Source organism: Nocardia sp. NPDC051463, assembly GCF_040681975.1.
Lineage (GTDB): Bacteria > Actinomycetota > Actinomycetes > Mycobacteriales > Mycobacteriaceae > Nocardia.
Window position 1 is genome coordinate 1 of sequence record NZ_JBFBAB010000007.1, and the last position, 20764, is coordinate 20764.

The 20764-nt window shown below is 65.2% G+C and carries 23 protein-coding genes; 9 read left to right on the forward strand and 14 right to left on the reverse strand.

Translation table 11 applies throughout. The features are described 5' to 3' along the window. Positions 1-424: 424 nt before the first annotated feature. The 4 genes from AB0M74_RS12225 to AB0M74_RS12240 form a co-directional block, all read right to left on the reverse strand. The gene (locus AB0M74_RS12225; protein WP_364905389.1) at positions 425-1156 is read right to left on the reverse strand and encodes a ZIP family metal transporter; all 732 of its coding nucleotides are present in this window, start codon (positions 1154-1156) and stop codon (positions 425-427) included. Between the two features lie 168 nt (positions 1157-1324). After that, positions 1325-1873: a TetR/AcrR family transcriptional regulator gene (locus tag AB0M74_RS12230; protein WP_364905391.1), complete on the reverse strand. Its 549-nt coding sequence runs from the start codon at positions 1871-1873 to the stop codon at positions 1325-1327. Positions 1874-2055: 182 nt separating this feature from the next. Next, the gene (locus AB0M74_RS12235) at positions 2056-3294 is read right to left on the reverse strand and encodes an AI-2E family transporter (RefSeq protein ID WP_364905394.1); all 1239 of its coding nucleotides are present in this window, start codon (positions 3292-3294) and stop codon (positions 2056-2058) included. A gap of 184 nt (positions 3295-3478) precedes the next feature. Continuing rightward, positions 3479-4531: an NAD(P)-dependent alcohol dehydrogenase gene (locus AB0M74_RS12240; RefSeq protein WP_364905397.1), complete on the reverse strand. Its 1053-nt coding sequence runs from the start codon at positions 4529-4531 to the stop codon at positions 3479-3481. Positions 4532-4756: 225 nt separating this feature from the next. Between AB0M74_RS12240 and AB0M74_RS12245 the strand changes: the two genes are divergently transcribed. Beyond that, on the forward strand, positions 4757-5881 hold the full coding sequence (locus AB0M74_RS12245; RefSeq protein ID WP_364905400.1) for a S1C family serine protease: 1125 nt from the start codon (positions 4757-4759) through the stop codon (positions 5879-5881). A 78-nt stretch (positions 5882-5959) separates the two neighbouring features. Here AB0M74_RS12245 and AB0M74_RS12250 read toward each other — a convergent pair whose 3' ends face one another. From AB0M74_RS12250 to AB0M74_RS12275, 6 genes are all read right to left on the reverse strand, one after another. Then, entirely contained in the window at positions 5960-6529 is a 570-nt protein-coding gene (locus tag AB0M74_RS12250) for a vitamin K epoxide reductase family protein (protein WP_364905402.1), read from the reverse strand. Next, entirely contained in the window at positions 6526-7302 is a 777-nt protein-coding gene (locus tag AB0M74_RS12255; RefSeq protein WP_364905405.1) for a thioredoxin domain-containing protein, read from the reverse strand. The genes AB0M74_RS12250 and AB0M74_RS12255 overlap by 4 nt, the downstream gene beginning before the upstream one ends. 184 nt (positions 7303-7486) lie before the next feature. Next, complete coding sequence (locus AB0M74_RS12260; protein ID WP_364905406.1) at positions 7487-8332, reverse strand: polyphosphate kinase 2 family protein; 846 nt, start codon at positions 8330-8332, stop codon at positions 7487-7489. A 142-nt stretch (positions 8333-8474) separates the two neighbouring features. Then, complete coding sequence (locus tag AB0M74_RS12265) at positions 8475-9203, reverse strand: ESX secretion-associated protein EspG (protein ID WP_364905409.1); 729 nt, start codon at positions 9201-9203, stop codon at positions 8475-8477. Continuing rightward, a complete protein-coding gene (locus AB0M74_RS12270) occupies positions 9200-9892 on the reverse strand; it encodes a hypothetical protein (protein WP_364905412.1) in 693 nt (230 codons plus the stop codon). Before AB0M74_RS12270 ends, AB0M74_RS12265 begins: the two co-directional genes overlap by 4 nt. After that, a complete protein-coding gene (locus AB0M74_RS12275; protein WP_364905415.1) occupies positions 9889-10278 on the reverse strand; it encodes a hypothetical protein in 390 nt (129 codons plus the stop codon). The genes AB0M74_RS12270 and AB0M74_RS12275 overlap by 4 nt, the downstream gene beginning before the upstream one ends. A 207-nt stretch (positions 10279-10485) precedes the next feature. Between AB0M74_RS12275 and AB0M74_RS12280 the strand changes: the two genes are divergently transcribed. The 4 genes from AB0M74_RS12280 (at position 10486) to AB0M74_RS12295 (ending at position 13017) form a co-directional block, all read left to right on the forward strand. Beyond that, positions 10486-11229 carry a GntR family transcriptional regulator gene (locus tag AB0M74_RS12280; RefSeq protein WP_364905417.1) on the forward strand — a complete coding sequence of 248 codons (744 nt, stop codon included), beginning with the start codon at positions 10486-10488 and terminating at the stop codon, positions 11227-11229. A gap of 86 nt (positions 11230-11315) precedes the next feature. Further along, positions 11316-11522 carry a hypothetical protein gene (locus AB0M74_RS12285; RefSeq protein WP_364905419.1) on the forward strand — a complete coding sequence of 69 codons (207 nt, stop codon included), beginning with the start codon at positions 11316-11318 and terminating at the stop codon, positions 11520-11522. Between the two features lie 315 nt (positions 11523-11837). Continuing rightward, on the forward strand, positions 11838-12542 hold the full coding sequence (locus tag AB0M74_RS12290) for a DUF2637 domain-containing protein (RefSeq protein WP_364905422.1): 705 nt from the start codon (positions 11838-11840) through the stop codon (positions 12540-12542). A 25-nt stretch (positions 12543-12567) separates the two neighbouring features. Beyond that, positions 12568-13017, forward strand: a complete 450-nt coding sequence (locus tag AB0M74_RS12295) for a hypothetical protein (RefSeq protein ID WP_364905425.1) — start codon at positions 12568-12570, stop codon at positions 13015-13017. Positions 13018-13068: 51 nt separating this feature from the next. Here the strand turns inward: AB0M74_RS12295 and AB0M74_RS12300 are convergent, their stop codons facing one another. The 4 genes from AB0M74_RS12300 to AB0M74_RS12315 form a co-directional block, all read right to left on the reverse strand. Next, positions 13069-13701 (reverse strand): class I SAM-dependent methyltransferase, encoded by a 633-nt coding sequence (locus tag AB0M74_RS12300; protein WP_364905428.1) that lies wholly within the window; start codon positions 13699-13701, stop codon positions 13069-13071. Positions 13702-13859: 158 nt separating this feature from the next. Beyond that, positions 13860-15110, reverse strand: a complete 1251-nt coding sequence (locus tag AB0M74_RS12305) for a saccharopine dehydrogenase NADP-binding domain-containing protein (RefSeq protein ID WP_364905430.1) — start codon at positions 15108-15110, stop codon at positions 13860-13862. 29 nt (positions 15111-15139) lie between these two features. Next, positions 15140-16570: an AarF/ABC1/UbiB kinase family protein gene (locus AB0M74_RS12310; RefSeq protein WP_364905432.1), complete on the reverse strand. Its 1431-nt coding sequence runs from the start codon at positions 16568-16570 to the stop codon at positions 15140-15142. 162 nt (positions 16571-16732) lie between these two features. Further along, complete coding sequence (locus AB0M74_RS12315; RefSeq protein WP_364905434.1) at positions 16733-17593, reverse strand: TetR/AcrR family transcriptional regulator; 861 nt, start codon at positions 17591-17593, stop codon at positions 16733-16735. A gap of 217 nt (positions 17594-17810) precedes the next feature. Between AB0M74_RS12315 and AB0M74_RS12320 the strand changes: the two genes are divergently transcribed. The 4 genes from AB0M74_RS12320 to AB0M74_RS12335 all read left to right on the forward strand — a co-directional run bounded on the left by AB0M74_RS12320 (position 17811) and on the right by AB0M74_RS12335 (position 20671). After that, complete coding sequence (locus tag AB0M74_RS12320; protein ID WP_364905905.1) at positions 17811-19028, forward strand: DUF445 family protein; 1218 nt, start codon at positions 17811-17813, stop codon at positions 19026-19028. Positions 19029-19132: 104 nt separating this feature from the next. Then, positions 19133-19636, forward strand: a complete 504-nt coding sequence (locus AB0M74_RS12325) for a helix-turn-helix transcriptional regulator (protein WP_364905437.1) — start codon at positions 19133-19135, stop codon at positions 19634-19636. Further along, positions 19633-20304: a heparin-binding hemagglutinin gene (locus AB0M74_RS12330; protein ID WP_364905439.1), complete on the forward strand. Its 672-nt coding sequence runs from the start codon at positions 19633-19635 to the stop codon at positions 20302-20304. The genes AB0M74_RS12325 and AB0M74_RS12330 overlap by 4 nt, the downstream gene beginning before the upstream one ends. A gap of 61 nt (positions 20305-20365) precedes the next feature. After that, on the forward strand, positions 20366-20671 hold the full coding sequence (locus AB0M74_RS12335; protein WP_364905908.1) for a DUF2516 family protein: 306 nt from the start codon (positions 20366-20368) through the stop codon (positions 20669-20671). Positions 20672-20764: the final 93 nt, after the last annotated feature.

Consider the following 20764-nt stretch of genomic DNA (forward strand, 5'->3'; position numbering starts at 1 on the left):
GCAAAACGCTCGACTGGGATACCCCAGCCGAGCGCCTGCGTGATCTACTCACCGCCTAACACCAGGCAGTGTTGCGACGACCCCTTGAAACCGCCTCTTGCTCGTAGGGCCGTTCGGCCGTCGATCCGAGATGAGTATTGGGTCATGCCCTCGCGACACCACGGAGCGCCGAAACATGACACGAATTCTTGTGACGTGCGCCACTGCGCTCTGGGAGTGGGGATCCCGCGCGATCGCACCTCTACCCCAATCGTCAGAACACGAGCATTGATCGGCCGGCCGCGCCACCATACCGGCGGCGCAACGGCCGCGGGCGTGCTTCTGGCGCAACCGGACGGCTCGAACCCTTTGTTCGGTGGCTGTCTCGCGACGGATCCGCTACGCCGGTTGTCGCCATGGTTACGGGAGTCGGAGCGAGGCCCCGTTACTGGCTCAATGCCGAGACCGCCAGCATGACCGCGGCGCCTCCCACGGTGCAGGCGAGGGTCAGTCGGGAGGGGTGTTGCGCATGGGCTTCGGGGAGGATGTCGGCGGTGGCGAGATAGAGCAGAAAGCCCGCGAAGTAGCCGAGGTAGAGCCCGACTGCGGCGGCGGGCACGTGGATGAGGGTGCCGATTATCGCGCCGAATACGGGGGCGACGGCGTCCAGCGCGAGCAGGGTAAGGGCTCGTTTGCGGGCACTGCCGTAGAGGGTGGTGATGGTGAACGTATTGAAGCCATCGGCGAAGTCGTGACTGATCACCGCGATGGCGATGGCGATGCCGACGGTCGCTCCGGCCTGGAAACCGAGTCCGATCCCGAGACCGTCGAGCATGCTGTGGAAGATCAACCCGGCCGCCGCAAGCAGCCCCACGGACTCGAACCCGTGCTTGTGCGCACCGAATTCGTGTTCATGACCGGTGTGAACGGCGACCGCTCGCTCGATGACATGGATGGTGAGAAATCCGAACACCGTGGCGATCAGCGCGTCGGGCACCCCGAGCACGATATGCGCGGACTCCGCTAACGCCTCCGGCAGCAGATCGAAGAAAACCACCCCGAGCATCACCCCCGCCGCCACCCCGAGCACCAAATGTCTCCGGTCCCCGATCCGCACCGCTACCAGCCCCCCGACCAGCGTCGAACACATAGACGCCAATGCCAGCAGGATCGCCATCGATCCAGCATGTGTCACCGCTGCTCGTCGCGCTGACATATCTGCCCGGCGAGTTGGCCGCTGTGCTCCCGCCCGAACAATGAGGTGCGCGCGGGCGCAGCGGCAGACGCATGCGGCAGCCACTCGGCCCGCGGTGAGCGGGAGACGCAGTGATGTCCCGCTCGCCGGTCAGGCCAGCGTGGCCAGGGTGCGCAGGCCGGTGGCGATGTCGGCGGCGGTGGGGGCGTGGTCGGGGTCGACCAGCCATTGGATCAGCAGGCCGCCGATCATGGTTTGCAGGACCGCGCCCAGCTGGGGGTTCTTGCCGGTGATGGCGAACAACTCGCCGAGCTCGGTGCGGGCAAGGGCTTGGGCGTTGCCGAGTTCGGCACGGAGTTCGGGGGCGTGCAGGGCCTGGGCCAGACTTTCGACATTCGCCGACCAGAGGGCACGGTTTTCGGTGAACGAGCCGATCAGCTGCTCGAGAAAGATGTGCAGGCGGGCGGTGGGTTCGTCGGCGTCGCCGTCGGGCAGTGACGCGAGGATTTGCTGGACGGCCGTGGCACTGGACTCCACCATCGCCTGATTCAGGAGCTTGTCGCGGGTACCGAAGTGGTAGTTGATGGCCGCCAGATTGGTGCCGGAGACAGCCACGATGTCGCGCACAGTGGTGCGGGCGTAGCCGCGTTCGGCCAGGCATTGTTTCGCTGCGGCCAGCAGGTCTTCTCTGGTTCCCACTTCCGAACCATAGCAGTGGGGCATACGTCCGTTTGTGACATGCGTTTGAGACAACTGTCGGTGATCCATGTTCGACGTCTGTATGGAGGAGCCTCCGGTGCCAGGACTTCCTGCCGTCGAGCAGAGCGCGCATCCCGTCGAGTTGGCGCACGTGGTGCAGCCACATGCGGCGCGGTCGGCGATCAAGCCTTCGGCGCTCGTCGGCTCCCGCTGAACCGAATGGCCAACTGCCTGGTCCACTTCGGGCGATCCTTCCTCGGTGGCACCGGCAGGTCATCGTGGATATCGGACTCGACCTCGTACCGGCGGACATACGCGCCGGCGAAGGCTTGGACAGTAGCTGTCACCGGAATGGCAAGCAGCGCACCGGTTGGCCCGAGTATCGCCGCTCCGGCAAGCACCGCGCCGAAGGCGACGGCGGGATGCATGTCCAGGGTGGTCGCGGTGATTCTCGGTTGCAGCACATAGTTTTCGAACTGTTGGTACACGATGATGAAGCCCAGAATCCACAGCGCCGTGCTCGGGCCGTGTACCAGCCCGACGACCACCGGCAGCGCACCGGCGAGGTAAGTGCCGACCGTCGGAATGAACTGCGAGACAACACCGACCCACAGCGCGAGCGCGAAGGCCGATGGCACGTCGAGCACGCGCAGTGCCACATAGTGCGCAATGGTCGAGCAGAGTGCGAGCAGCCCACGCGAAAAGATGTAGCCGCCGGTCTTCTCGACGGCGATGTCCCAGGCGCGCAACACATGTCGCTGGTGGCGCGGTGGCAGCAGCGAACACACGGCGTGGCGGAAGCGTGGACCGTCGGCGGCGAAGTAGTAGGTGAACAACAGCACGCCGAGTGCTTGGAAGAGCACACCGACCGCGGTGGTACCGATGCCCCAGACATTGCCGGCCAAGCCGTCGAGGTAGCCCTCGATGGTTGCGCTGCGATCTTTGGCGATCTTCCCGATGTCGGTACCGGACAAATCGGTTTTGAAGGTGTGGTTGATCCAATCGACCGCCTGGTCCGCGTATTGGGGCGCGTTCTTGACCAGCGTGGTGACCTGCTCGACGAGCAGCGCACCGAGCGTCCACACGAAGGCGACACTGAGCACGGTCAAGGCGAGGAACACCAACCCGGTCGCCGGTCCACGGCGCAAGCCACGGGCCGCGAGCCAGTTCACCGCGGGTTCGATCGCGAAGGCGAGAAATAGCGAAATCAACAGGACCGTCAGCAGCCCTTGCAGCCGGGTCAACAGCCAGAAGCCGCCGACCAGACCGGCTACCGTCGCCGCGGCGAGCAGGAACGCACGCAACAGCCAGGGCGGTGGACCCGCCCTCAGCTCGTCGGTGACCATCGCATCGTCGGCGTTCGCCGAAGCATCGCCGCCGGCCGCCTCGTCGATCGCCAGGCTGTCTTCATCCGCAGGCACAACGCTCCTCCGCCTCTTTCAGCAGGCAATCGGGGTGCGCCGAGGCCACCTTCGAGCCCGCTGGCGAGCGGCCTCGGCTGCTGGGTGCACCGATGCGTCACCCGTGTGCATCCTAGATCTGTTGTTGCGTCGGCAATCCGACGAACTGCCGAGGGCTCCCGACCAGATGGTCGGGCCTGGACCGCTAGATTGTCGCGGCGTCGATGACGAACCGGTAGCGGACATCGCTGGCGACGACCCGGTCGTAGGCGCCATCGATCTCGTCGGCCGAGATCAGCTCGATCTCCGCGCCGATGCCGTGTGCCGCGCAGAAGTTCAGCATTTCCTGGGTCTGTGCGATGCCGCCGATCATCGAGCCCGACAGCGAGCGCCGGTAGGCGGAGAGGCTGAAAGTCTTGACACTCATCGGATTCTCGGGCACGCCGAGCTGTACCAAGGTTCCGTCCAACGCGAGCATGCGCAGGTAGCTGTCGATCGATAGGTCGGCCGAGACCGTATTGAGGATGAGGTCGAAGCGGTTGCGCAGTTCGCGGAAGGTCTGCTTATCGCTGGTCGCGTAATAGTGGTGAGCACCGAACCGCTTGCCGTCGTCCTGTTTGCCGAGCGAGTGACTGAGCACTGTGACCTCCGCGCCCAGCGCCGCCGCGATCTTCACCCCGACATGTCCGAGGCCGCCCATGCCGACGATCGCGACGTGCTTGCCCGGCCCCGCCTGCCAATGCCGCAGCGGGGAGAACAATGTGATGCCCGCGCACAGCAGCGGCGCGGCCACATCGAGCCCGATGCCCTCGGGGATGGCGAGCACGAAATGTTCGGTCACCACGACCTGCGTCGAGTAGCCACCCATCGTGTAGCCGCCGGGCTGGACAGCCGGATCGACCGGCGTGTTGTAGGTCAGGGTGGCGCCGGCCTCGCAGTACTGCTCCTCATCGGCGAGGCAGGGGCCGCAGACCCCGCAGGAGTCCACCATGCATCCGACTCCGACCCGGTCCCCGACGTGATACTTGGTCACCGCCGAGCCGACCGCGGCGACGATGCCCGCGATCTCGTGCCCCGGCACGCAGGGGTAGTTGGCGCCGCCCCACTCGTCGCGTGCGGTGTGGATATCGGAGTGACAGATACCGGCGTATTTGACATCGATCAATACATCGCGCGGCCCCAGTTCACGGCGCTCGATGGTGACCTTCTCGAAGGCGCCATCGGGCGCGGGCATGGCGTAAGCGGCAGCGGTGCTCATGACTGTGCCTCGCCGACACTCGGCTCCAGTACGCCCACAGGCGCTGTGCACATCATCGGCTTGCTGCGCTCGCTCATGCGTACATGCCTACCGCTGCATGAGCATGTTTGACAAACGTCTGTGCGGATATAACCGCGACGCGGGGGTGTTCCTGGAAACCGCCCGGCGCGATGATGATCTCCAGCCACAATGGAATTCATCAAGGGTTAGCCGAGGCGGTAGACGATGGACGACGACCGGCATCGCGTGCCCGAGCGGAATCGGGCGGTAGGTGGTGGGCGTGCGCTCGCGTTATTGGTCGCCGCGATGCTCGCGATTGCCGCTTTCCTGGGGTTCGGTGGCGAAATGCCGGGCTGGCAGACCCGCGGACCGGCCAGCTCGACGCCCGCTGTATCGGCGCCGATATCGCCGCTGGACCCGGTGGCGGTCGCGCGCGTCGTCCAACCGGCTCTGGTGAATATCAGCACCTCCAGCCGGCCCTTCGGACTCGGTGCGGCCGGGTCGGGAATCGTGCTCACGCCCGACGGGCAGGTGCTGACCAGCCATCATGTGGTGAAGGGTGCGGAGACCGTCACGGTCACCGATGTCGGCAACGGGCTGGTGTACGACGCGACAGTGCTCGGTTACGACTCGGGCGCGGACATCGCGCTGCTGGAACTCGGTAATGCGGCCGACCTGACGATCGCGACTATCGGAACTTCGTCGGACCTGCGAATACGTGACGCGGTGCTCGCGATCGGTAATGCGGGCGGCACGGGGGGCACCCCGACCGCGATCGCGGGCAGTATCACCAATCTGAACAGCACGATCGTCGCGCTCAATTCCGCCGACCTATCACGCAAGCCGTTGTCCAACATGCTCGAGGTCGCCGGAGCGGTCAGTTCGGGGCAGTCCGGCGGCGCGCTGGCGGATCGGAACGGCGCCGTGGTCGGTGTGATCACCGCGGCGTCGGGCGAGCCTGCACAGGAAATCGGGCGCACCCCGAACGGCTATGCGGTGCCGATCGATACCGCGATGCGGGTGGTGGGGCAGGTCCGATCCGGCACACCGACCGACACCGTGCACATCGGTCCGACCGCCACCCTCGGCATTGTCATCTCGAATGCGGAGCCCGCAGGCACGGGCGCTCGCGTCGACGTCGCAATCTACGGAATGCCCGCCTATGCGGCAGGCATCGTCACGGGTGACGTGATCACCGCGATCGACGGGCAGACCGTCACCACAGCCCAGTCCCTGCGTGCGGTGCTGAACATGCGCAGGCCCAACGACACTGTGGGACTGGCCGTCACCGGTTCGGACCACCTCCAGCGCACGGTCTCGGTGGTGCTGACGGTCGGGCCACCGAACTGAGCAACGCCCGAGAACGCCGACTCCCCGACGGCGTCGGGCACCGTCGGGGAGTCGAATCGACTTGCCGGACTATCGAATTCAGGCCAGCGACAGCCAGTAGTCCTGGAAGCGCAGGAACACCAGCAGCAGCACCACCGCGTAGAACACCGCCACGAATGTCCACCGCCACTCCGCGATGACGCCGAGCGGTCCGCGCGAGCGACCCCACAGTTGGTCGGTGGTCACCGCGAGCAGCGGTGTGATGATCGCCCACACCACCATGCAATACGGGCACAGCGCATTGATCCGATACAGGCTCTGGAAGATCAGCCAGCCGATGAAGGCGACACCGAGCACAGTGCCCAGCCACAGCCCGCCCCAGATCCAGCGCGGAAACCGCACCCCGGCGACCGCGAGGACGCCGAGGGTCACTACCACGGAGAACCCGACGATGCCGATGATCGGGTTCGGGAAGCCGAACGCGGCGGCCTGATCGGTCGCCATCACCGAGCCACAGGACAGGATGGGATTGATGCTGCAGGATGGCTTGTACTCGGGATCGGTGAACAGCTTGAAGCGCTCGACGGTCAGCGTGACCGAGGCGAGCCAACCGGCGAGCCCGCCGATCAGCAGCACCCACGCGGACCGAACCGCTGCTGTGTCGTTCACTGACCCGCGGCGGCGGCAATCGCGGGTGCGAGTCCGCCCGGTCCGAAGATCTCCTGGCTGGAGTCGATCTGCTTACCGTTGACGAACACCGACGGGGTGGACTTGATCCCGCTACTGAGCACGTCCTTGGTCTTGTCCTGGATGTACTTGTCGTACTTGCGATCGGTGATGCACTGGGCAACGGCCGGATCGGTGTAGCCGGCGTCCTTGGCGATCTGGATCAACTTGTCGTCGGGCAGGCCGGTGCCGCCCTCGGCGGGCTGCTGGGCGAACATAGCGGCCAGCCAGGGCAGGTACTTCGACGGATCGGACTCGGCGACGCAGTAGGACGCGTTCGCCGCACGCGAGGAGTACTGGGTGGTGGACGCCTTGTCCAAGAAGGCGATCACGTTGTATTCGACCACGGCCGTGCCATTGCCGACGGCCTCCTCGAGCACCTTGGAATTGGCGGCCTCGAAGCCCTTGCACGCCGGGCACTGCAGGTCGGCGACCACGCGGACGGTGACCTTGGCGTCCGGCTTGCCGATGCGAATCGCGCCGTTGTCGGTGATGGAGGCCTGGACCGCGCCGGAACTCTGCCCGGAGTTCGCGATGGCAGGGGTGGCGCCGGGCGCGTTCTTACGATTGTTCTTCACCGCGATGCCGATGCCGATGGCCGCGACGAGACCGATCAGCACGACTGCAACGCCGACCTGAATGAAGATCTTGCGGTTGCGGTCGGCGCGCTCCGCCGCCGCCAACGGATTCTTCTTGCCACCAGGGTTGTTGCTCACCGTGCGTTCACCACGCCTTTCGCTAGCCTGCCGGTTTCCTGCCGCCACGATGGTAGTTCCGAAGCTCTGCCCGGCGTGGTCCGGCACGGCCCACATCATCCTGGGTGAACCTGAGAGATTCCGAAATTTCGGGCAGGCGGGCCCGTTTCGAGCGGTTTGTCGGCAGCCGCCTGCCGTGCGGTGGTCAGGCCTGTTCGAGGCGGCGCTTCTGCTCCTCGACTTCGAACTTGGCGGTCGGCCAGTCCAGTTTCAGTCGGTCGAGCGCATTGATGAGCAGCTCGGTGACGGCGAGGCGGGAGAACCATTTGCGGTCGGCGGGAATCACGTGCCACGGTGCGAACTCGGTCGAGGTCCGATCCAGCATGACCTGGTAAGCCTCTTGGTAGGCGGGCCAGTAGGCGCGCTCGTCGATATCGGCGGGGTTGAACTTCCAGTATTTGTCCGGTCGCTCGAGACGTTCCATGAGCCGTTGCTTCTGTTCGTCCAGCGACACGAACATGGCCACTTTCACCAGTATGGTGCCCTGGTCGACCAACTCCTGTTCGAAGGCGTTGATCTCCTCGTAGCGCGGCTCCCATACCTCCGATGGCACCAGGTTGTGCACCCGAACCACGAGCACGTCCTCGTAATGCGAACGGTCGAACACGCCGAGTTGGCCGCCGCGCGGCAGCGCCTTGCGGATGCGCCACAGGTAGTGGTGCTGCTTCTCCTCCTCGGTCGGGACACCGAACGAGGCGTGATCGACACCCTGCGGGTCCACCGAGCCGATGACATGCCGGACGATGCCGCCCTTGCCCGCGGTATCCATCCCCTGCAGAACCAGCAAGACATTGCGGGAGTCGCCGGAACGGCCGTTGGCATACAGCTTTTCCTGCAGACCCGACAGGACTTCGGCGCGTTCGGCCTGCAATGCGGCGGCCGCTTTCTTGTCACCCTTGAATCCGGGCGTGCCGGAGGTGTCCAGATCGGCGATCCGCAGGCCATCGGCCCGCAGGGCGTCGGTGGGCGGAAGAGACCAGTGCTTCGCCATCGGTCCAGCTAACCACGGTGAGCGCCCGATGACGGGTCGTCGGCTCAGTTCGTGTCGGATCGGGACGCTGTGATCCAGCGACCTGCGAGCAGTAGCCACTGCGGTGTTGTTGCGAGCAATCTGTACGCGGTCGCTACGACTGTCAGCGGATCTGCGCGAGACGCAGGATCTGGTCGGCGAAATCCTCGTCGGAGACCGGGGTGAGCACCAGGTCATCGGAGGAAGCGAGCAGGTAGCGGCCATCGCCGGTGAAATCGAGCCAGCTGCGGTGGCGGGTCGGCGGGGACATGGGCCGGTCGGGCTCCACGGTCACGGTGATGAAGCCGCGGCCATCGACCGGTTTTCGGAGCGTTCGACGCAACCGTGCGGCGCCGCGATGGCCGTTGCTGACGTAGGGCTCGGTGTGATCCGGACTCAGCACCGCGCCCTGTGGCTCCCGCATCAGGCCGAGCCTGCCCGCTTGCGCCGGGCCGATGATCTGGACCAGGCGCTGGCCGAGAGTGCGGGCGTGGCACATCTGCACGATCACCTTGTCGGTTGTGGCGACCAGAATTCCTGCGTGATTGTGCACCACGGCGGCAAAAGCGAGGATCGGGCCGGCGTCGCAGGCGCCGCCGTTGCGCGGCGCCGCGGTGCGCTCGCCGGAGACGGTGATGGTTGTCGCGTCGGTGCGGGCGCACATCATGAGCGCGGCGGCGAGGTCCGGGTCGGCTTGGCGGGCGAAGCGCTGCGGCAATCGCAGTGCGGCGTATTCGCTTTCGGTGCGTGTGGTCGCCGCGGGCATCATATTGACGGGGTAGGGTCGCCGGTCCAGACTCGTTTCATTTTCCCAGACGTGGGTGAATTCGTCCGGCGTGAGAATCCATTTCACTGCGCGCCGCCCCCGCCGACTGGGGTGGGTCGGGCAGGGGGGCCGTCGGTCGAGCCCGTCGGCACCTCTGGCGGGAGTGTGAAGCGGGGGACACGGTCGCCGGATGCGGGCATGGTCGGGGTGTAGACGTAAGTCATCGTGTCCTGGACGTCGGCCTGGGTCGTGGCAGCCGCAATGTCGTGTTCCATTCTGCGCTGACCCCCGTGCACGGCCTCCGCGGCCGGGTCCTCCAGCGGACGGTACTCCTTCGGCGGTGGTATGGCAGCCCGAATGGTCTGCGCAGCTTCGCAATTCAGCTCCATCAGGCGCGCAACCGTCCGGCACACCTCGTGTGCTTCGGTGCCGACCTGTACGAACGCGCGGGTGGCCTGCACTGCGGCGTCGGCCGATCGGCCGGACCAGCGCGCGAATTCGCGGTTGGCGGCGTCGGAGAAGATCTGAAATGCCTCGGCGAGCGCGACGGCGTTGGACTCCCATCCGGCTGCGGCCTCGCCGAGTGCGGCCGGATTCAGGGTCTCGTGCACGAGATCCCAGATCTCGTGGTGGGTATAGGCGCCGAACCGCTCTCGCTCGGGAGCAAATGCGGGATCTGTTCCAGCACTTGCTGTTGCGGAGTCGCTCGTCAGCAGCTGCTGACGGGTGCGGATGTCGGCGGCGGCTGCTTTCGCCGCATCTCGCGGCGCGGTCACCGTGGCTCCAGATACTCGGTGACCAGGGCGAGGGCCGCTTTGTTCGCGGCGTCGGCGTCCTCGAACTTCTTGCCCGCTGCCAGGTATGCGGCCTTGTACAGCAGCGCTGTTTCCTGGAGGGCGGTCACCGTATCCAGGTATTGCCTACCCTTGTCGCCGAACCCACGCGTAAGGCCATGTCCTGTCGGTAGATTCGGGAAGCCGATGACCTCGGTGACGAGATACCCTGTGCCCATAGCCTTTTGCAGATCATCGACGAGTTTGTCGCAGGCCGCGGCGAGGTTCTCGGCGACATGTTCGGCCAGCACGAACGGCTCGCCGTCGCCACCGGTGGCCGCCGCATAGAGTTGCCTGGCCATCCGCTGTCCGGTATCCGGTACCGCCATCTGGGTCGCCCCCTTCTGTTCGGTCCACACCCACCGCACGTGTCGGTCCACACCCACCGCACGTACTGGTTTCGCACTCTACCGGTCGGTAAGTCGCGGGGTGACCTCCTTTCTGCGGTCGGCCGCGCAGCGCAGTGTGATGTGTGGCACGCCTGCCCGGCTACACTGGCCGATGGTCTAGGGAGGTTTCGAAGGGGAAGGCGTCCGGTGCCCGAAATCGAAGAAGTACTCCCGAAATATCTCCAGATCTCGGGGTACATCCGCAATCAGATCGAGCGCGGCGAACTGGCTCCCGGCGCCGAAGTGCCGTCGGAGCGGGAGCTCGCGGCGAGTTGGCGTGTCGCCCGTCCCACGGCGGCGCGGGCGCTGAATGAGTTGCGGCAGCAGCGGATTGTCGAGTCGCGGCGCGGATCCGGCACGTACGTGGTCGATCGCAGTGCGCGGCCCGCGGCGCGGGAGCGGGGAGATCGGGCGTGGCAATACGGTTCGGCGTACTCGGAGAACGCGTCGGTGACCGTGTTGGAAGCGGGGATGGTCGATGGGCCGGTGTGGGTGCGTGAAGGGCTTGCGGCGGCCGTCGGCGGCTCGGTACTCGTCCGGAAGCGGTTGGTGTCCAACGATTCCGGTGTGGCCGAGCTCGCGACCTCCTGGTTCTCGGCCGCACTCGCCGAGATCGCACCGGGGCTGCTCGACGCCGAGCGACTGGCAGGTGGCACCGTTGGGTACCTGGAGTCCGTCACCGACCATCGCGTGTCGTACGCCCGTGATCGGGTGAGCGCGCGTCTTGCCACGGCCGAGGAACGTCGCCACTTCGACCTGCCCCGTCCGGCCGCGGTACTCGTCTACCGGTTGGCGCTACACGAGGCCGATGGCACCGTCCTGCAGTTCGACGAAGTGGTCTACCCGCCCGATCGCTGGGAGTTCCAGCAGGAATATTCGACCCGCTCGTAGCCTGTTTTCTGCGTTGACAGCCAACCTGGGCGACTGGCATAGTCCACTTGTCGGGAGTGGCATGGGCCAATGGGTGGGAGCGTGCGATGTTCGATCATCTGACGATCGGTAGCTGGGTAGTCGTGGGGGAGCACTGCTCCGTCCGCCGTGCGCCCTTGCGTCGAGACGATTACCTCGGCTTCGTCTTCGAAAGCGGCGGAAGCGAATTCGAGCTCGCCCTGACGCCGGAGGTGCTCCGCCGCATGGTCGACCTCGGCGCCGCGCCGCTACCCGAGCCGAACGAGTCCGACTGAACTGCTGCTCCTTCTGAATGCCTTTGCGGTGATGATGAAATCGTGTCCCACAAATACTCGGCAATCTGCATTTTTCTGCCATGATCGGAGCGCCCGGAACTGCCTCGGCAAAACCGTTGGAGGACAACCGAAACCACGCACCGTGGATTAGAAAGGTTGAGCTCGCCTCTCTGGCAATATGTACCGGTCGAGCCCGGCGCGGCGTCGATCGGTACAGGATCGCCATACGCATATCGTTCTCGCTCGGCGGCGACTCGAATGTATTGACCCATGGCCTTGATGTGCCGAGAGGCATACACGCTACGCTGCCCAACCATGACGACGATCACACCTGTGATGGCGGAGGAATTAGACGGAACACCCGCACCGATGACCGGTGCTTCCATTGCGAACTGGCGGCGCCGGCTCAAGCCGCGTCCGGCGCATGCGTCGCTGGTTGTCACTGCTGTCGTGGCGGTCAAGGCATTTGAAATGTCCTTTGCCGCTTTGCATGGTCTGGCCATCACAAACCATGTCCTGCCAGATCTAGCCTCGAACGTGCCGATCGCGATCGACGGTTTGGTGATCGGTTCCATGATTGCCACTGCCTCATTCCGGAAAATGAGTGCAGGCTGGTGGTACGCGACAGGGCTGTTCGTGTTGTCGACGCTGGTATCGGTCGCGGGGAACATCGAGTACGCACGCGAGATCGGCGGTGGCTCAGTGTCGGTGGCCATTTACGCGGGCATGCCGCTTGCGCTGCTGTTCGCAGTGCATCTCACGCTGATGCTGTGGGAGCAGGGCCGCGCGGACGGACGCGCCGAACGCGCTGCCGCGCCGCAGGGCTGCGGCGCGACGGTGTCGACCCGGTCCGATACCGAAGCCGAAACGGCGCCGATGCGGCTCGACCCGATCGACATCGTCCCGACTACCGAACTGATCGCCGCGCCGTTTGCCACCGAACGGCCGGTGCAGGCTAAGATCACCTCGATCAAGGCGACCGAGGGCCGTCACCTGGTCCCGGCGTCAGTCCGTGCGTGATCGTACGAGTTCGAATACTTCAGTCATGCTCGAATTCTTCGATGGAGTAGCGATGCCTTTTATCATTTGGCAGGACCAGGGTATTGATCAGTTCCGGGAAATAGGAGGCCGATTGGCGGCGGTCATCCTCAGTACCGTCGACCGATCAACCGCTTTGAATCAGCTCACCGAAGCAGCGGATAGCGCGGAAGCGTTCACCGATCTGTTGATCGAATATTCCAGCCGATGGTTCCACGAGAGTGGTGGGCAATCGATTCTGATCGGACCCGAACTTTTCTGGATGCTGTCGGAGCCCAACCCGCGGCAGACGAACAACACGATGATTCGAAGCCACGAATCACACCCGGTGCTCGAGTACACGGTGAGCCAGCGTGGCCGCAAGTTGTTGGTGACCTGCGTTCTGGAGGCACTGGCACAAAGCCAGTGGCTACCGGGGAGCATCAGCGAGAACGGTGAGTTCAGTATGTCCGGATAGCGGACGACGGCACCGGGTTTCTGCATGCCCGACCCAGTGCGCGCAGTCCGACTACTCCGGGCGACCGGCGCTCACGTATTGCAGCAGTCGGTGCACCTGTTGGTCGATGTCTACTAATCCGTTCGCGGCGAACAACTTCGGGAAGATGTCGTTGTCGAAGACGCGCAGGCCACTCCAGCCGCCCACAATGCGGCTGGCGTGGCCGAACGGGTTGTCGGCTCGGTGGCTGGTGGTGATGGCTATCCGGCCGCCGGGTGCCAGGACGCGGATCATTTCACGGGTGGCGGCGATCGGGTCGGGAATGAGGTAGAGGGCGCCGAAGCAGCAGACGGCGTCGAAGGTGCCGTCGGCGAAGGGAAGTCGGCGGGCGTCGCCGCGAAGGTAGCCGACGCGGGGGCCCGCGTTGTCGGTGACGGCGCGGGCGAGCATCGGTGCGGAGTAGTCGAGGCCGATCGCGTAGCCGTCTCCGTCGAGAACGCTACTCAGATGTTTGGTGAAATTGCCTGGGCCGCAGGCGATGTCGAGGACCTTCTTGGCGCCTTCGAGGCGCAGGGCGGTGACGGCGTCGCGGCGGTCGGCGGCGGTGGTTCGGCCGCTGGCCAGATAGAAAAGGGTTGGCCGCCAGGCTCTTTCGTATACCGCCGCCAATGCGGGGGCGTTCATGGTGCGTCTGGCCAGATTCACGGGGTTGTCCTCGGTTCGGTCGCTATCGCTGCGATGTCTGATCGAGGACGGCCGCGCTGATCAGCGGGAAAATTCCATGGGCGCTCCTCGTCATGGGGAGTCGGAACGGGCGGTCAGGGCGGTGACCATGCCTTGATCACCGCCCGCCGCAAGGGAACTCAGGTTCGGTCGACCTCGATGGTGATCCCCGCCGCGCGCAGTCGTTCGGTGAGTGCGTCACCCATGGCCGCGGCGGGGGTGAGGATGCCTGCCAGTTCGGGTTGCTTGTCGCCGTCGAAGGCCAGGCAGAGGCCTGCTTCGCCGAGCATCACCGCGGTCGCCTGGTAGCCGGGGTCGCCGGTGCCTGCGAAGGTCGCAACGTACTTGGCCCCCGAAGAGGTGCGCGCGAAGGTCTTCATGGTGAACCAGCCACTGGTGCGGGCCTTTTCGCTCGGCCCGGTGCCGGGCTTCGGCAGCAGCCGGTCCAGCAGCTTGCGGCCCACCGCGACTCGCGACAGCACCGCGCCTGCGGCCATGGTGGCCACGATGCCGCCCGCCATGCCCGCCGCGACCAGCGGAGCGACCGGCGATTTGCCCGCGCTCATCACCTCGCGGTAGCGGAAGTTCTTGCCGTACACCCAGCCGAGCAGGCCGTTGGTGCGGCGGACGATCTTGGTGTTGTGCGAGCCCATGATGAAGGTCGCGACCCAGCCGTCCAGACTCGGGTCGATGTTGCTTGCCCGCTGCAGAGCCTGATCGGACTGGCGGCCCACATCGGGATCCATCGACTTGTCGGGGCTCAGTGAGTACGGGTGTGACAGCACTCGGCCCTTGGACGGGTCTTCGGCGATGGCTTCCATCATCGCGCGGCCGGAGTCGATGGTGCCACCGCTCGCGCCGCCCTTGAGCCAGGCAACGAGCGTGGTCTCCTCGAGTTCGCCGGTGTTGTCGGCGACCGTACGCTGGTAGAGCTGGTACACGCTGATGTCCGACGGAATCGAGTCGTAGCCGCAGGAATTCACGATCTTCGCACCGGTGGTTGCGGCCTGGTCGTGGAACTGGTCGATCGCATCCCTGATGAACAGCGGCTCGCCGGTGAGGTCGGCATAGTGGGTGCCTGCCTTCGCACAGGCGGCCACCAGCGGCAGGCCGTAGCGCAAGTACGGGCCGACAGTGGTGACCACGACGGTGGTCCGCGCGGCCAGCGCATCGAGCGCGGCTTGATCGGTGGAATCGGCCACGACCAGATCCCAGCCCGCGGCGGCCGGGCCGAGTTCGTCGCGGACCTTCGTCAGCTTGTCCAGCGATCGCCCGGCCAGCGCGATGCGTGCCGACTCGGGCGCGGCGCCTACCAGGTACTCCGCGGTGAGCTTGCCGACGAAACCTGTTGCGCCGAATAGCGTGAGGTCGAATTCTCGTGTGTCTGCCATCGTTACCTGCTCCCGATCAATGCTGTGCGTTATGCCTTGTCCCGTACGGGCTTCGTTGCCCGGGCCCGAGGCTTTTTCGGCGGAATCGGCGGGTGTTCGGCGAGCCAGTGGTGGTGAATCTGTCCTAGTTCGGTGACCGGTGGTTCGTCGTAGATCCACTCGCGGGAAATGCGGTGCCAGTTTGCGGTGCATTCGAGCTGCCCGAGCATGCCGAAGGTCAGGAAGTCGGCGCGGCGCGAGAACAGATGCTCGGGCGGTAGGTTCTGCTGTTTCATCCCGGCGAATTCGCTAGCCCTCGGGTCGACAGCTAGCAGGAACGCGCCGCTGGCCAGTTCGGGAGTGATCGTCAGCTCTTCGTCGAGCAGGCACCACTCCGAGGCGGCGAGCACATATTCCAGACATTCCTCCGCGCCGATCTCCTGGGGCGAGTCGATGACGCCGCGCTCGATCATCAACTGCCGAAGGTCTTCGGCGCGGTCCTCGGCCGCCGCGCGCAGGCAGATCGTCTCGAAGCGGACATGCTCCGGATCCATCCGATTGAACAGGCCGAAATCCAGGAATGCGACTTTGCCGTCGGCGGCGAGCAGCACGTTGCCCGGATGCGGATCGCCGCAGAACTCGTGGAAGGTGAACAGCGAGCCGACATAGAACCGGTAGATGATCTCACCGATCCGGTTGCGCTCGGCATCGGGCAGTCGGCGGATGGCGTCGAAACCGATGCCCTCCACGTATTCACTGACCAGGACCCGGGTGGTGCTGAGTTCGGGCATCGAGCGCGGCACCCGGATGAACGGATGGCCTGCGTAGACCTCGGCGATCTGCAGTTGGGTGTTGGCTTCGGCTTGGTAGTCGAGTTCGCTCTCCATGTTCAGCCGCAGTTCGTCGAGCACGGCCGGGGTCACCCACGGCATCGCCGATTGCAGCACCCGCCGGAACATGGCCAGGTTCTTCAGGTCCGCGCGCACCGCCGCGTCGATGCCGGGGTACTGCACTTTCACCGCGACTCGCCGACCGTCGTGCAGCATGCCGCGATACACCTGGCCGATGGAGGCCGCCGCGATCGGCGTCGATTCGAATTCGGCGAACACCCGATCGAGCGGTTGCCCGAAGTCTTCCTCGATTACCCGGCGCATCGATTCGAACGACACCGTCGGTGCCGCATCGCGCAGCACGGCCAGGCGCTTCTGGAAGCGCTCCCGGTGGTCTTCGGGCACCAGGTCGAGATCGAGCACAGACATCATCTGGCCCAGTTTCATGGCAACGCCCTTCATGGTCCCCAGGACCATGACCACTTGCTCGGTAGTGCGGATCATCGACTCTTCGGCCATTTTGGCCCGCACGGCGTCGGACCTTCCCCGCATCGATAGCCGCGTGCGCTGCGTCCGGATGACCGAGCCTGCTGCGACCGCACCCAGCTTGGTGCCACGAGCAAGCCGGGAAGTCGGCACTTGCTTCGCCATCGAGGTACCTCCATTGGTGCCAACGCGGGGCGGTGACGCAGCCCACTCGGCGCACCGCTCGGGTTCAGACTAGCCAACGAATCCGCAAAGTCGAGCACGACGGTGAACTTCAGCTAGCGGCCCAGCTAGCACCTGTGGAGGAACCCGAAGTCGGGCGGTTGATCAGTTCTCCGAGTCGGTATCGAAGGTCGGCAGCACATGTGGCTGCGCGTTGAAGACCTCGCGCGAGCCGTTGGCCCGTGCCATTCCCTCGATGGCGCTCCAGGCCATCATCGTCAGGTAGTCGATGACCTGTTCGCGGGACATGGACTTGTTGGTCGTCCACCAGTGGGTGGCCAGCTGGATGCCGCCGACCAGCACGTAGGACCACAGCAGGGCGCCTTCGGTGTCGATACCCTTCGCGCCGGCGCGGTCGGTGATGACCACGGAGACGACCTCGGCGAAGAGCTTCTCGAACTCCGCGAGCGAGGACTGGTCGGCCGAGCCGTTGCCCATGATGAAGCGGTAGACCTCGGGGTCCTCGTCGACGGTGCCGACGTAGGCCGAGAGGGCCGAGCGCACCAGCTGGTACTCGTCGGCGTCGAGGCTGATCGCCTCGTAGACCCGCGGCATCAGTGTGGTTTCGATGAACCGCTGCATGGTCGCGTGGACCAGGTCGTTTTTGTCGGAGAAATACCGGTAGAGCACAGTTTTGGAGACGCCGATCTCGGCGGCGATCTCGTCCATGCCCGCATTGCTGCCCCGGCTACGGATCGCCGCGAGGGTGCCGTCGACCAGCTCTTCGCGCCGGTCGATCTTGTGCTGCCGCCATCGGCGCTTGCGGCCGTCCGTCCGGCCGGTGCGCACCGCCGCCGGTCGCTCGGCGCGCTCGCCGACGTCGACAAGGTCTTCGGTGGACAGCGTGAGCTCCCTCGTTCGTAGGGGTTCGGGCTTCGAGCTGTTGGGCTCCTCGAACCACCAGCTTAGGTCCAGCCAACCGGTGAGATGTGCGTTTGGGTCGCTGATGCGGCAGGAACCACACATTTGCCGACCGGAACAGGGCGCGCCGCGGGTGTGTCGTCATACGCGACCGGTGCTGTGTCGAGTCGGGCCGCGTGCCGAGCACAGCAGAATGGAAGGCATGGAGAAAGCTCCCGGCAACATCGCGGTCCTCGACACGCGCACTCGGCCTGCCGCAGCGGCACCCAATACCTTCGCGGCCTTCGTGGACGAGGAAGGCAAGAAGCGCGACCTGTTCCGAATGAAAGCGCTGGCCACCGGGTTGCTGGCCTTTGCGACGGTGATCTATCTGCTCTGCCGTTGGCTGGAATCACGCGGCTCGGGCGGCGACTGGGTCGGCTATGTGCGCGCGGCCTCGGAGGCGGGCATGGTCGGCGCGCTCGCCGATTGGTTCGCTGTGACCGCGCTGTTCCGGCATCCGCTCGGCCTGCCGATTCCGCACACCGCGATCATCCGCAAGAAGAAGGACCAGCTCGGCGCGAGTCTGGGTTCCTTCGTCGGTTCGAACTTTCTTGCTCCGGATGTGGTGTCGGCGAAGGTGACCTCGGCGCAGATCTCCTGGCGGGTCGGGCGCTGGATGGCGGACTCGGGCCATGCCGCGCGGGTGGCCGAGGAGAGCTCGACGATCCTGCGTGCGGTGGTCGGCGTACTGCGTGACGAGGACGTCGAGCAGATCATCGACAACACGATCGTCAAGCGGATCGCCGAGCCGCTGTGGGGTCCGCCGATCGGCCGAGTGCTTGCCGAACTGCTGGCCGACAATAGGCAGCTTCCGCTGCTCGACATGCTTGCCGAGCGTGCCCATCAGTGGGCGCTGGGCAGCCAGGAGACGATCGATCGGATTGTTTTGCGCGATGCTCCGCAATGGGCGCCGAAATTCGTGAACATTCTGCTTTCAGAAAAGATCTACCGGGAACTGGTCGAGTTCACCTGGAAGGTCCGATCGAATCCCGAGCACGAGGTGCGCCTCGCGGCGAATCGGTTCCTCGAGGAATTCGCCGAGGACTTGCAGCACGACGACGCGATGATCAAGAAGGCCGAGCGGATCAAGGCGCAGGTGATGGGTCGCGAGGAGATCACCGGTATGGCTGAGGCGACTTGGCGCGCTGCCAAGCGGCTGATCCTGGAATCGGCGGATGATCCCAGCAGTACGCTGCGTAGGAAGGTGGCCGAGAACGTGCAGCAGATAGGTGAACGGCTGCGTGACGACCACGAGATGCGCGCGAAAGTCGACGGCTGGATCGACCGGGGGGCGCGCTATCTGGTGGGAAACTATGCAGGAGAGATCACAACCCTGGTCACCGACACGGTTGCCAGGTGGGATGCCGAGGAAGCGAGCAAGAAGATCGAATTGCAGGTTGGGCGCGATCTGCAGTTCATTCGCATCAACGGAACAGTGGTCGGATCGCTGGCAGGGCTTGCGATCTACACCATTTCGCAGCTGCTGTTCCACGGCTGAAACGTAGCGCGCCAGATGTTTGCTGAAAGAGTGCTAACAGGGTGCTTGCAATAGCTAGCACCCTCATTTAGAATCGACACCGTACGACCGCCAGAAGGTGAGTGATGGCAGACCAGCCCGAGGTTTCCGCCGAGTACACCGACAGTTCGGCCGAGCAATCGGCAGGCGTTGGAGAAAAGGCGGCTCGCGTCGTGAACGCGGCGCACGACATCGGAGGGTTCATCAGGGCACAGCGAGAGGCTGCGCAAGTCTCGCTGCGTCAGCTCGCCACCCTTGCGGGAGTGAGCAATCCATACCTCAGTCAGATCGAGCGCGGATTGCGCAATCCATCCGCCGAGGTACTCACGCAGATCGCCAAGGCACTGCGGGTGTCCTCGGAGGTGTTGTACGTACGGGCTGGCTATCTCGAGCAGCGGCCGCACAGTCCGGTCCGGGATGCCCTGCTTGCCGACACGTCGATCAGTGAACGGCAAAAGCAGGTCTTGCTGGACATCTATGAATCGTTTCGCCGCGAAAACGGAGGGAACGAGTCAGGGGGGGATCAATGGGACAGCGAAGTTCCGCTTACGACAACCGACACTCCGCCACGCCAGGAGAACGAAGAATGACCGAGAAGAACCAGACCACCAAGCCACTGTTCGCCACCGTCGGCGCAGGCGACGCGGTCTACACCGCGGTGCTCGACGCTGTCACTCAGGTGCGTGAGCGTGCTGCTACCGCCGATGTGACCGGCCGTGTCGAAGAGGCTCGTGAGCGCTTCGCCAACGTGCCCGCCGACGTGCAGGCCCAGTTCGAGACGCTGCGCGAGCGGTTGTCCGGGCTGCCTTCCGAACTCCCGGAGGACCTCGCCGAGCTCCGCGAGAAGTTCACCCCCGAGGAGCTGCGCACGCTCGCCGAGAAGTACTACGCCAAGGCGCTCGACCTGTACGCGGACCTGGCTGTTCGCGGCGAGGAGACCGTCGAGCGGCTGCGCGCCAACCACCTGGTCGAGGATCGGATCGAGCGCGTGGAATCCCTGTACACCGACGCGGTCAGCCGCGCGGAGGACGTGCTCGGCAAGGTCGGCGACCTGCTCGGCCGTCCGGTCAAGGACGAGGTCGAGGCTGAGGACGAGGTCGAGGTCGTCGCCGAACCGGTCGTCGAGGCCGAGGTGCTGACGGTGGTCACCGAGACCGCGCCCGCCGCGGCCGAGGAGCCCGTTGCCGCGAAGGCGCCGGCCAGGAAGGCTCCCGCCAAGAAGGCGCCGGCCAAGAAGGCTGCTCCCAAGAAGGTGTAATCACCTGACGCACAAACGACGACCCCGCGCACCGCTGGTGCGCGGGGTCGTTGCTTCTATGATGGGTGGGGTGAATGTGGCGCAGGATTTGACCGGCATGATCTTGTTCGTGCTGCGGCTGGTAGCACTCGGTGCGACAATCTTCGCGCTGATTCACGCCATTCGTCAGCGTCCGGACGCCTTCACCGCGGTGGACAAGCTGACCAAGCCGATCTGGATCGCGATCCTCGCCGCGGCGCTGTTGTTCCTGCTGCTTTCGCTGACGGTCACGAGTCTGCTTGCGCTCATCGCCATCGTCGCGACCGGCATCTACCTGGCCGATGTGCGGCCGAAGGTGGATGAGATTCAGCGCGGTCCGCGCTGGTAGGGCTGATTTCGGCAGTTGGCGGGTAGGGCGGGGTGATGCCCGTTCGAAGCCGGGCCGGGAGGCGGAAGGCGCAGCGGTCACATTTTCTTGGTG

Excerpts from the sequence above, each read along its gene's own strand:
- AB0M74_RS12240 (WP_364905397.1), bottom strand. The coding sequence starts at position 4,531 with ATGAGCACCGCTGCCGCTTACGCCATGCCCGCGCCCGATGGCGCCTTC.
- AB0M74_RS12305 (WP_364905430.1), bottom strand. The coding sequence starts at position 15,110 with ATGGCAGACACACGAGAATTCGACCTCACGCTATTCGGCGCAACAGGT.
- AB0M74_RS12260 (WP_364905406.1), bottom strand. The coding sequence starts at position 8,332 with ATGGCGAAGCACTGGTCTCTTCCGCCCACCGACGCCCTGCGGGCCGAT.
- AB0M74_RS12335 (WP_364905908.1), top strand. The coding sequence starts at position 20,366 with ATGGGTGGGGTGAATGTGGCGCAGGATTTGACCGGCATGATCTTGTTC.
- AB0M74_RS12315 (WP_364905434.1), bottom strand. The coding sequence starts at position 17,593 with ATGTGTGGTTCCTGCCGCATCAGCGACCCAAACGCACATCTCACCGGT.
- AB0M74_RS12245 (WP_364905400.1), top strand. The coding sequence starts at position 4,757 with ATGGACGACGACCGGCATCGCGTGCCCGAGCGGAATCGGGCGGTAGGT.
- AB0M74_RS12295 (WP_364905425.1), top strand. The coding sequence starts at position 12,568 with ATGCTCGAATTCTTCGATGGAGTAGCGATGCCTTTTATCATTTGGCAG.
- AB0M74_RS12320 (WP_364905905.1), top strand. The coding sequence starts at position 17,811 with ATGAAAGCGCTGGCCACCGGGTTGCTGGCCTTTGCGACGGTGATCTAT.
- AB0M74_RS12275 (WP_364905415.1), bottom strand. The coding sequence starts at position 10,278 with ATGGCGGTACCGGATACCGGACAGCGGATGGCCAGGCAACTCTATGCG.
- AB0M74_RS12225 (WP_364905389.1), bottom strand. The coding sequence starts at position 1,156 with ATGGCGATCCTGCTGGCATTGGCGTCTATGTGTTCGACGCTGGTCGGG.
- AB0M74_RS12325 (WP_364905437.1), top strand. The coding sequence starts at position 19,133 with ATGGCAGACCAGCCCGAGGTTTCCGCCGAGTACACCGACAGTTCGGCC.
- AB0M74_RS12290 (WP_364905422.1), top strand. The coding sequence starts at position 11,838 with ATGACGACGATCACACCTGTGATGGCGGAGGAATTAGACGGAACACCC.
- AB0M74_RS12330 (WP_364905439.1), top strand. The coding sequence starts at position 19,633 with ATGACCGAGAAGAACCAGACCACCAAGCCACTGTTCGCCACCGTCGGC.
- AB0M74_RS12285 (WP_364905419.1), top strand. The coding sequence starts at position 11,316 with ATGTTCGATCATCTGACGATCGGTAGCTGGGTAGTCGTGGGGGAGCAC.
- AB0M74_RS12310 (WP_364905432.1), bottom strand. The coding sequence starts at position 16,570 with ATGGCGAAGCAAGTGCCGACTTCCCGGCTTGCTCGTGGCACCAAGCTG.